The 8,587-nt window shown below is 58.2% G+C and carries 8 protein-coding genes; all 8 read right to left on the minus strand.

The annotated features are described in order from the left end of the window. Nucleotides 1-8: 8 nt before the first annotated feature. Nucleotides 9-845, minus strand: a complete 837-nt coding sequence (locus ACI3GR_RS17540) for a phosphoadenosine phosphosulfate reductase family protein (RefSeq protein WP_222481078.1) — start codon at nt 843-845, stop codon at nt 9-11. Beyond that, nucleotides 842-4,144 (minus strand): hypothetical protein, encoded by a 3,303-nt coding sequence (locus tag ACI3GR_RS17545; protein ID WP_298501034.1) that lies wholly within the window; start codon nt 4,142-4,144, stop codon nt 842-844. The genes ACI3GR_RS17540 and ACI3GR_RS17545 overlap by 4 nt, the downstream gene beginning before the upstream one ends. A gap of 1 nt (nt 4,145) precedes the next feature. Then, nucleotides 4,146-5,072: a DUF4007 family protein gene (locus ACI3GR_RS17550; RefSeq protein WP_222481082.1), complete on the minus strand. Its 927-nt coding sequence runs from the start codon at nt 5,070-5,072 to the stop codon at nt 4,146-4,148. A gap of 9 nt (nt 5,073-5,081) precedes the next feature. Then, complete coding sequence (locus ACI3GR_RS17555) at nt 5,082-6,239, minus strand: cysteine desulfurase family protein (protein WP_222481084.1); 1,158 nt, start codon at nt 6,237-6,239, stop codon at nt 5,082-5,084. A 31-nt stretch (nt 6,240-6,270) separates the two neighbouring features. Then, nucleotides 6,271-6,975, minus strand: coding sequence for an RES family NAD+ phosphorylase (locus ACI3GR_RS17560; protein WP_222481086.1), 705 nt, complete (start codon nt 6,973-6,975; stop codon nt 6,271-6,273). Then, nucleotides 6,972-7,388, minus strand: a complete 417-nt coding sequence (locus tag ACI3GR_RS17565) for an antitoxin Xre-like helix-turn-helix domain-containing protein (RefSeq protein ID WP_222481089.1) — start codon at nt 7,386-7,388, stop codon at nt 6,972-6,974. Before ACI3GR_RS17565 ends, ACI3GR_RS17560 begins: the two co-directional genes overlap by 4 nt. Before the next feature lie 111 nt (nt 7,389-7,499). Continuing rightward, nucleotides 7,500-8,108, minus strand: coding sequence for an SMC-Scp complex subunit ScpB (scpB, locus tag ACI3GR_RS17570; protein WP_222481091.1), 609 nt, complete (start codon nt 8,106-8,108; stop codon nt 7,500-7,502). Continuing rightward, the gene (locus ACI3GR_RS17575) at nt 8,105-8,509 is read right to left on the minus strand and encodes a DUF1403 family protein (RefSeq protein WP_407496323.1); all 405 of its coding nucleotides are present in this window, start codon (nt 8,507-8,509) and stop codon (nt 8,105-8,107) included. Before ACI3GR_RS17575 ends, scpB begins: the two co-directional genes overlap by 4 nt. Nucleotides 8,510-8,587 lie beyond the last annotated feature (78 nt).

Genomic DNA, 8,587 nt, shown 5'->3' on the forward strand with positions numbered 1-8,587 from the left:
GCCAAGAATTATTTGTGGCAAACAACACAAGAATTTCCTTCAAAGACACCAAAAATCTCGTCGATCGACGGCTCGGAGCGCGCCGACAGTGGGTTGGGGCGCACGGCGCGCATGGCGCGGGCCCGGCGCTTTTCGTAGTCCGCCTTGATCGCCTCTACACGTTCAGGTTTGGCCAGGTCGTCTAGGCTTTCACCATCGCTCCAGGTGAAGGGGGAGCCGTGTTCCTCTGCCGACTTCTCATATGCCCGGGCTTCTTCAAATGCCTTGGGATGCTCTTCCATCAATCGCACCCACTCAATCTTCTGTTGGAAGAAGCAGAAGGTGCATCCGGATCTGGACCGCCAGCGGTAGTATTCTGGCTCGCCGATGTCGGTGTCTTTCAGCAAATCGACCACACCGGCCTTGTCGATGCCGGCGTCTCGCAGAGGGAACCTCACCTTCATGTTTGGATGCTGTGACTTGTAGCCGGCCCGATTGGGTTCATCGGCACGAATTGCGACATAGGAGTGAACCACGACACCCTTATCCAGGTCCTCGCGCAGCCATAGGTTCAACGGTCGCAGCTTTAGCTGCCGGGTACACCAACGGGTTTTGGCCGACGGTAGGAAATGCCCATACTCCGCCAGCCAGAAATCGAAATCCCGATCAGGGTTCAGCCGATTAATCCGCTTGCCAAGGAACCCCTCGAGCCTGTTCAGAAAGTCATAGACCTCTGGTAGCTCCTTCCCTGTGTCAGTGAAGAAATACTCCATGTCGATGTCGGGGTGGTTTTGTCGCATATAGACGGCCAAGGCCGCACTATCGCGGCCGCCCGATATCCCGAGAATGTGTCGTTCGTTGGTCATGCTTCGATCTTGTCCATATTGTCGGTGAGCGCCGCAACAGCCCGAGCGAGAGCCGCCAGCGCGAGCTCATGCCCATGTTCACTTTGGCCAAGATTCCGAATGATCTGGTCCGCAAGCTTGCTTGCAGTCTCTTTTTCGTTTTCGCTGAGTTCGAAACTCTGAAGGATTGGCGGCTGCTTCGGATCGACGCCCACAATGAGAGCGATCGCTTCCGTGTTTGATTTTCGGTCGCGCATCAATGCCACTGCTTCGGCCTGCCTGAAGCGGCGCCCAAGCCTCGCTACCTCAGACAAGGCTCCTTCGCGGTTGCGGTCGGACCAGTCGCGCATGGGCTTCGGTTGCAGAGTTCCGGCCACTGCCTCCAGGCTGCCGGTCCCGGCTTCAATTTCCCCAACACGCGCCGCAAAAGCCTCGAATTTCAGGTCTGAGCTCAACCCCTTAATGGACTCTGCGCGCTCGAGGCTTCCGGCAAAGGTGTCACTCGGAACTCCGATGGATTGCGCCAAAGCATGCCGCAAGTCTTTGGCGAGGCCATCATAGGCCGCCTCGCACTCTTCAATCGCAGCGACGGTCTTTTCGACTAGATCACCTTTGATGTTCAGACCGGGAAGCGTTTCGAAGAGCAGTGTTTCCGGATCGTCTGCGTGCCGAATTGCATCGCGGATCTTGCGGGTCTCGGCAGAGACAAGATTGGTGCGTTTGGCAAAGTCGCTCAACGCCTCGATACGCTGGAAGGCCGCGCTTGCAACGGTAAGTGCGGATGCATCAGACAGGGCCAGCCCTTCCGCAAGCCGGGATAGGAACGCCAGATGATGTTCAGAACGTCCTGCGGGCTTCAGAATGATGGCCGAAGGGTCCTGAAGCATCCTGTCGACAAAGATGTCATCGAGATCCGCCACAAAGCGACCGTCTAGGTAGACAGCATAGGTCTGCCGATTCGCGAGCAAGAATGCGAGCGCCAAAACCGGCATCACGCCGATCTTCATGCCAAAGGGTACGCCCCGCCAGGTCTCATAGACTTCCGCCAGCGACTGCTCCTTTTTCGAGTGCAAGATCTTCCAGGCTGGCTTCAGGGAAGCACCGGTCACGGTCTTATCTGGGTCAGCAAAACCGTAGCCTGACTTGGATTTTCGGTGCAGACCGCTCGGGGCCAGAGTCGTGAGGTAGAGACCGAATGCAGCGGGAAACCCCTCGAAGCCAAGGTTTTTCTGATCCGGGCTTTTCACCATGGCATGGCAAAGAGCTCGAAGAGCGGCCGCAGCACTCGAGGATGGTTTGTCCTTTTGCAGCAGCTCGCTGTGAATAATTGGTGTCGAATGATAGGCAGTGTCAGCCAAGCGCGATGCGGCGGCGGACAGGGAGAGCACAATCTCAGAGTCGTTTGCCCTCAGGATTTGCCATTGGCTCGACAGCATCAGGCGCTGGAGTTCGACGTTCGAGCGATTGCGCAGCAATGCCTCTCGCGCACGGATTCCCCGTCGCGCGATCCTATCTCCAGCTATCTGCGGTACTTGCTTTTGAACTTGAGACAACGCCGCCAGGTCGCCTGCATCTTCGATCAAGCGCTTCCCATCTCCGACCAAGGAGACTGCGCTCACGACGCCCGTACGCCTTAGGATCCGAACAATCTCATCCATCATCGCTTCGATGTCTGGTGAGCGCGCGTCTTGAGGCGCGATAGCCATCACCATGACACCACTCGCGATCGACGCCTTGCGACCTACTGTACGCTTGAACTCATTTGGATCGAATTGCTCCCCCAGGCACTCTACGTGCAGCGCAAAGGTTCGCAGTACGCCGCAATCGAAGTAATGTCGTTTAGCGACAATGTGGTCGAAGCCGGCTTTTGCGGCGACTTGGGAAAGATCTGAAGAGGTGGTCCGACCGCCAAATCTCTCAAGAGCAGCATCGAGGTCAAAATCGCTGCCGGAGAACAGGGCATACCCACCCACTCGCTTCTGGCGAAGCAGAACTCCCCAGTCACATAGCTCGTCGAGCGCCCCTGTGATATCAGAGACGCTGCCCCCCGGAACCGCGATCAAAAGGGCGTCCTGGTCGACGGCCAATCCTGTCCCGTTCTTGAAGATCTCAATGAGCGCGGCCGATTTCGCCAGCGTCACGTGCAGGTCGGCTCCGAGCACGTTCGCTTTCTCGATTGCCTCTAACGCCAGCGTCATTTGCGATCCCAACGGACCAGCCGCAAGAGCAAGACCAAAGTTCGTCTGAAGATAGTCCCAGAGACGATCGGGGCCGAAGGTTTCCCCTGAGGTTGCCGATGTCGACTTCAGGAACTCGCGAAACCCCCCAGGTTCTTCGGATGCCAGGAAACCGAAGATGCTACGCTCGTTCTGACCAAAACTTCGGCGTGTGATACCGCCAAGCAGCAAGGCGCAGATCGGGTTTAGAGGCCACGTCTGCGTAAGCGCCTCGGTCAGCTCCGCTTCGTCCGTCGGTCGATTTGAAGCGACAAATGTAGCCAAGCTTCTAGCCTGCGCTTCCGCTGTGCCAGGGGTATCGTCCGTATCGATTGCCCGCCCGAGCAACCTGACAGTCTCATCACTTGCAGAAAGGAAGGATAAGTCCTGAAACCGCCCCTGGATCTTGGCCCATTCGAGACGGGCGCTCGAAGCGAGCTTGTCCGCGTATGCCTCAAAAGCCTGATGCAAGATTCCGATTACAACGAAGCGACCCTCGCTCCTGGCACTTATTTCAGCCAGATCCTGCAGGAGGTGCGCATCGTGGTCCTTATCGGCCGCGGCTTCGAGGAACTTTCCCAGTTCATCCAGAACCAGAACAATTGGCCCCTGCCTGGCGTGTTCAGATATGTCCTGGACGAGTTGGCCATCGCTCTTGGTCGCGCGTTCCTTTCTTGCGCGGGTCCACCTGTATCGCTCTGCGATTTTCTCGGCGACGGCTTGTCTCAGGCTAACACGACTTCCAGTAACCGGAATAACGGTCCAATCGCCCAAGTTGGGATCGAAGGCCTTCGCAATGGCCTTTGACAGCTTCGGCCCGGCGATCTTTCGTGCGAGTGCCTTTCCTTCCTTAGAACCGGCAACGAGGTTACCCAAAAGCAGTGCTGTACTCGACTTGCCGCCGCCGTAGGGTCCGGTCCAGGTAAAGGCGCTTTGCGCCCCCTCCGATAGCGATGCGGCCATCGCGAGGAGCGATTTTTCGGTACTGGCCTGGAGAACATAGCCTTGAAGGGGCGGCGTCCCGGTCAGGTCCATGTCGATCCGTGCACTTCGCACGAACCGGCCGTTTAGTCTGACTTTGTCTGAGAGCGTTTCAGGCGCCATATCATGCAGCCTTTCCGTGGCGCGCGATCTCGCCAAATGCGCTTTTCAACAGAACATCCGGGTCAGGACGCCGATTGCGTTGGACTTGTCGCAGGCCAGCCGTATCGGTCCAGACGAAGGCACCACCAGTGCTTTCGTCGATCCGCATCAGCCGCTCGATGACGCTGTCTTCATCCATCTTGAACACCCGGCCGGGACTGCCGGCGTCGTGGCAGATCAATTCTGCGGCGAGCGTCGCGCGGTTGTCGTGCGCCCGAGTCCAGTAGGCATCCAATGCGTAGGCGAAGAGAGCGTCGTGAAGGTTCGGCTTTGGACCAACCGAGAATTCGAACCATCCGCTCGAGCCAGTTTCCTGAATCAATGCCAGTTCAGCCAGCAAGGGTTCCGCAGCGTCATCCATCGCCCCGCTCGGTCGGCTGCAGTAGCTCCGCAGAAAGACCGTGACGTCGTTCTGGATGGTCTTGTGAGCACCACGCCATCCCTTTTGCTCGATCAACTTCTCGATGGCATCTACCAAATCCGTCGATCGAAACTCATGGCCAAATAACCCGTTGAAACAATAGTAGAAAGTTGTGGTGTGTTCCGGTACCGATGCAAGCTTCCAATGGATGAGCCACAGTGAGGTTGGATGCTCCAGAAAAGGGTCAAATCCGTTCTCGCCGAAGAGCAGGTCACCCAAATCGTCGGGCTTTAGCTCCTTGCCGTCGAGTTGGATTACTTCCGCGGCTTGCGCCCAAAATCGCATCGAAACAGCCATGTTTCGGCCAACGCCGAACCGGGAGATGGCTTCGTCGTCCTTGAATACCGTCAGCGGGGCGCCGCCCCGAACCGCGTCATATGCTTTGCGCAACCAAAGGATGCGCAGCGGGAATGTTTCGTGCCCGGCGAATTGCGGTTTGCCGGACCAATTGTCAAATACATCGGCCATAAGCCTATGCTACTGGTGAAGCTCACCAGTAGCAAGGAGGACTTTCTCCACTGCGCCGGCCATGATCGCCATCGCCGAGCCAATATCGTCTTCAGAAAGCCACCACCCGACACCTATGCGCAGGAAGCGTTTCTGCTCATCATGAGTGAGATGCAGCGCGGAAAGAACCGGTGAAGGCTGCAAAGAACCGGAATGGCAGGCAGACGCGTTCGAAAGACATACTTTGGTGTTCAGACTGTCGATCAGATCTGAGCTCGCCGGCGTGTCGATAATGAATGCGGCGGCTCCGGGAACCGCCGGACTTGATGGGAAAAGCCGCTCCACTCGCAATCCGTCGCCGGAGAGTTGCTCCTCGAAAAAAGAAATCAGGCGCATACTGTGGACGGTCTCACGTGCCATGTTCTGAAGCGATATCTCCGCTGCACGGCCCATCGCCGCGACCAACGCGGCCGGTTGCGTTCCGCTCAGATGTTCTTCCAAGGGTCTTGCGGATGTCAGCTCGGATGGCTTTGGGGCGTTCGCGGCAACAAACAGCGCACCGACCCCCTGTGGTCCCCCGAATTTGTGGGCCGACAGGCTGAGGTAGTCGGCGCCGAGATCGAATACGTCGATGGGATACTTGCCCGCTGCCTGTGCAGCATCGACATGCATGAGCGCACCGACTGTATGCGCCATTTCACTTATCTTTTCAATTGGTTGGATCACACCTGTCAAATTACTTGCAAGCATCGTGCTGACGAGCAGTGTGGTTTCGCCTAATAGAGCTTCCAAACTTTCCAGGCAAATCGAACCACTTGCTCCGACAGGACACACCAGAACCTCGAAGCCCAGCTCGCGCAGCGCTTCTGCAGGACGCCGAACCGCGTCGTGTTCCAGCGCGGACAGAATGATTTTGTTTCTACTTGGAACCTGACCCGCAAGGGTGCGCGCAGCCCCTATGATCGCGAGCGCATTTGCCTCCGTAGCGCCGGAGGTTATGAAAATCTCGTTCGGCGCAGCGCCGATGAGATCAGCGACCGCCCTTCTTCCTTTTTCGTAGAGACTGTTGGCCTGCCAGCCGGCAACGTGATTGGAGTTCGCATTTCCGGGTTGGGCCAGTGCTTCTATGAGTGCGTCTTTGGCTTCCGGACGCATTGGCCAGCTCGCCAGGCCATCAAGGTAATACATCAATGCTCTGATTGCCTCCTTCGATTGCCGGTTAGCGTTTGTGAATTGTAGGAACGGGTGCGCCCGACCAGACAAAATCCCAAGTAGCGCCTTGTCGGATGTTCTGTACGAGATGGGGCCGCAGGGCCACCAGACATTGACCGGATGCTTGGCGAGCCGAAGGGTAGAGGATGCCGTTGCCGCCGGAAGCAAGGATATCACGCGCCAGGACCTGACCTGCCGGATATGCAAGAGCCGGATCTGGACTCAGAACGGCATCCTTCGTTTCAGGGTCGATGACATGAAGCTGAGAGGTGAACCCTGCAAAGAGCTCCCTGTAGGACGTCGTGTTCTCGAAGATACCGGTCGCTTCAAGCTCCTGCGTAAGATGCCAGGATACCTCGGCCTGCGCGGTCTCCACCGCAAGGTCGCCGTATGACGCGTACCACGCACCTCGCTCGGGCCCGTTGAATCTGTTGCCCGTGGAGCGCGTGTAGCAGAAAGCAGCGTTGACCAAAGTCCAACCGTACCCGGCGGCCTCAGTGAGAAGTTCACCGGGGTGAAGTCCGCCGGGAATTGGTAGGGCGATGGTTTGCCGTGCGGATGTCATCCCCTCGATTTCTTCCAGAATTGCCAGATCTTCCTCGCCGTCCGCCAACGGTGCCATGGCGGGTTCGTCGATATAGGCGGTGGAAATCAGCCTGACGGTCTTGGGGTCCGTGAACTCAACCGAATTCAGATCGGCTGCTCTGATCACACCCCACCCCGGAGCGCATCGATATGTTGTCGCACTTTCATCATGGCCGGAATGCCTCCCTCACACATGATCTGAACGGGGGTCTTCCCGTTGAAGCCAGGTCCCGCGTTTACGGTCTTCGGCCATCCGAAGGTAAGCGGCCCGTTAAACAGCAGCCTCAACCCCTTGTAGAGCCCAATCAGCAAGCTGGCGCGGGTCACCTTGTCCTGATCCAAAATACCCTTGTAGGTGCCAGCCTTCATGCGACCCCAAGTTGCGCCCGGAACATCGAACAAGGTTGCAGCCTCAGCGTTCGATAATCCCCAGGCATCTGCTGCTCTCACAACGCCCTTGATGATCGCAGCGATCTTGTCCTGTTGATCGATCGGCTGAACATATGTCTGCTGCGGGGTTGTTTGGATCGGTTCAAGCATGGGTTTCTCCATATGATTGGATTTTATACATCATATGATCCGCTCTGTCAACTGCAAAGGCACCTCGCCTACTGGCGTTGTCTCTCGGGTGACGGCCTGTGCTTAGTACAATCAACTGTTGAGCCCTTCATTCAGCTCCAGCTCCGGAAGATCCCTCAGACTCTGCAGATCGAACGTCACCAGGAACGTCTCCGTCGTCACGAAGGTATGCGGCGCCCCGGGTCGCGGCGAACGGGGCCCGCTGGCGATCAGGTCCTTGTACCGCAGCCGGGCCAGCAGATCGCGGCTGACTTCCTTGCCGAAGATGTCGGCGAGGCCGGCCCGGTCGATCGGCTGATGATAGGCGATGGCGCAGAGCACGCCCATCTCCATCTCGGTGAAAGACAGCGACTGCTCCCCGAGATCGGCTGCCGCCTTGATCGCGTCGGCGAACTGGGCCTTGGTCCGGAACATCCAGCCACCCGCCACCTGCGCGAGTTCATAGGGGCGGCCTCCCAGCTCGGCCTGAATATCCTCAATCAGCATCTCCACCGAGGCCCCCTGCCCGACCACGCGCGCAAGATCCTCACGGCCGACCGGCGAGGCACTCGCGAACAGCACTGCCTCGATCCGCCCCATCCATTCGCGCCAGCGCAGCTCCTGCGGCAGGTCGTCGAGCTCCCGGTCAAAGACGGCGCCACCCTCCTCTGCCGGTTTCCGCTTCCTGGTCGCGACTGTCATGGCGCGATCCCATAGATCCGGAACGTCGGCCGCCCGGTCAGCTCTCGCGCAACACCCAGCTCGACCAACCGGTCGCAGAACCGCCGCGCGGCGCGATCGGTCATCGGAATGTTGGTCCCGCGAATGCGCGGCGACAGCATCGAGGCCGGGGCCACGGCATCCTCGGTCAGGAACAGCTCGACCGCGGCGTTCGATCCTTTTGCTCGCAGTTTCGGTGCTACGGACCGAAGTGCCTCGGCTCGGCGGGCCAGATCGCGCGCCACCCGGATTGTCTCCTCGATGCACTGCAGAATCCGGGCGTGAACCGCCAGCTCGGCCCCCTGCCCGTTCGCGGCCAGATCGCGCAACATGGCCTTGGTGAGATTCTGCGCCGAAACCGGCAGCACATTCTTCCAGTTCAGCTGTCACTGTACCCTAATTAATCAGATTCTGCGGATTGGAAGCGTTTTCGGCAGATTCTGTACCCTTAATTGCAATAT

This window comes from Pseudooceanicola aestuariicola, assembly GCF_045763785.1.
Classification (GTDB): domain Bacteria; phylum Pseudomonadota; class Alphaproteobacteria; order Rhodobacterales; family Rhodobacteraceae; genus Pseudooceanicola.

Excerpts from the sequence above, each read along its gene's own strand:
- ACI3GR_RS17540 (WP_222481078.1), bottom strand. The coding sequence starts at position 845 with ATGACCAACGAACGACACATTCTCGGGATATCGGGCGGCCGCGATAGT.
- ACI3GR_RS17545 (WP_298501034.1), bottom strand. The coding sequence starts at position 4,144 with ATGGCGCCTGAAACGCTCTCAGACAAAGTCAGACTAAACGGCCGGTTC.
- ACI3GR_RS17550 (WP_222481082.1), bottom strand. The coding sequence starts at position 5,072 with ATGGCCGATGTATTTGACAATTGGTCCGGCAAACCGCAATTCGCCGGG.
- ACI3GR_RS17555 (WP_222481084.1), bottom strand. The coding sequence starts at position 6,239 with ATGTATTACCTTGATGGCCTGGCGAGCTGGCCAATGCGTCCGGAAGCC.
- ACI3GR_RS17565 (WP_222481089.1), bottom strand. The coding sequence starts at position 7,388 with ATGCTTGAACCGATCCAAACAACCCCGCAGCAGACATATGTTCAGCCG.
- scpB (WP_222481091.1), bottom strand. The coding sequence starts at position 8,108 with ATGACAGTCGCGACCAGGAAGCGGAAACCGGCAGAGGAGGGTGGCGCC.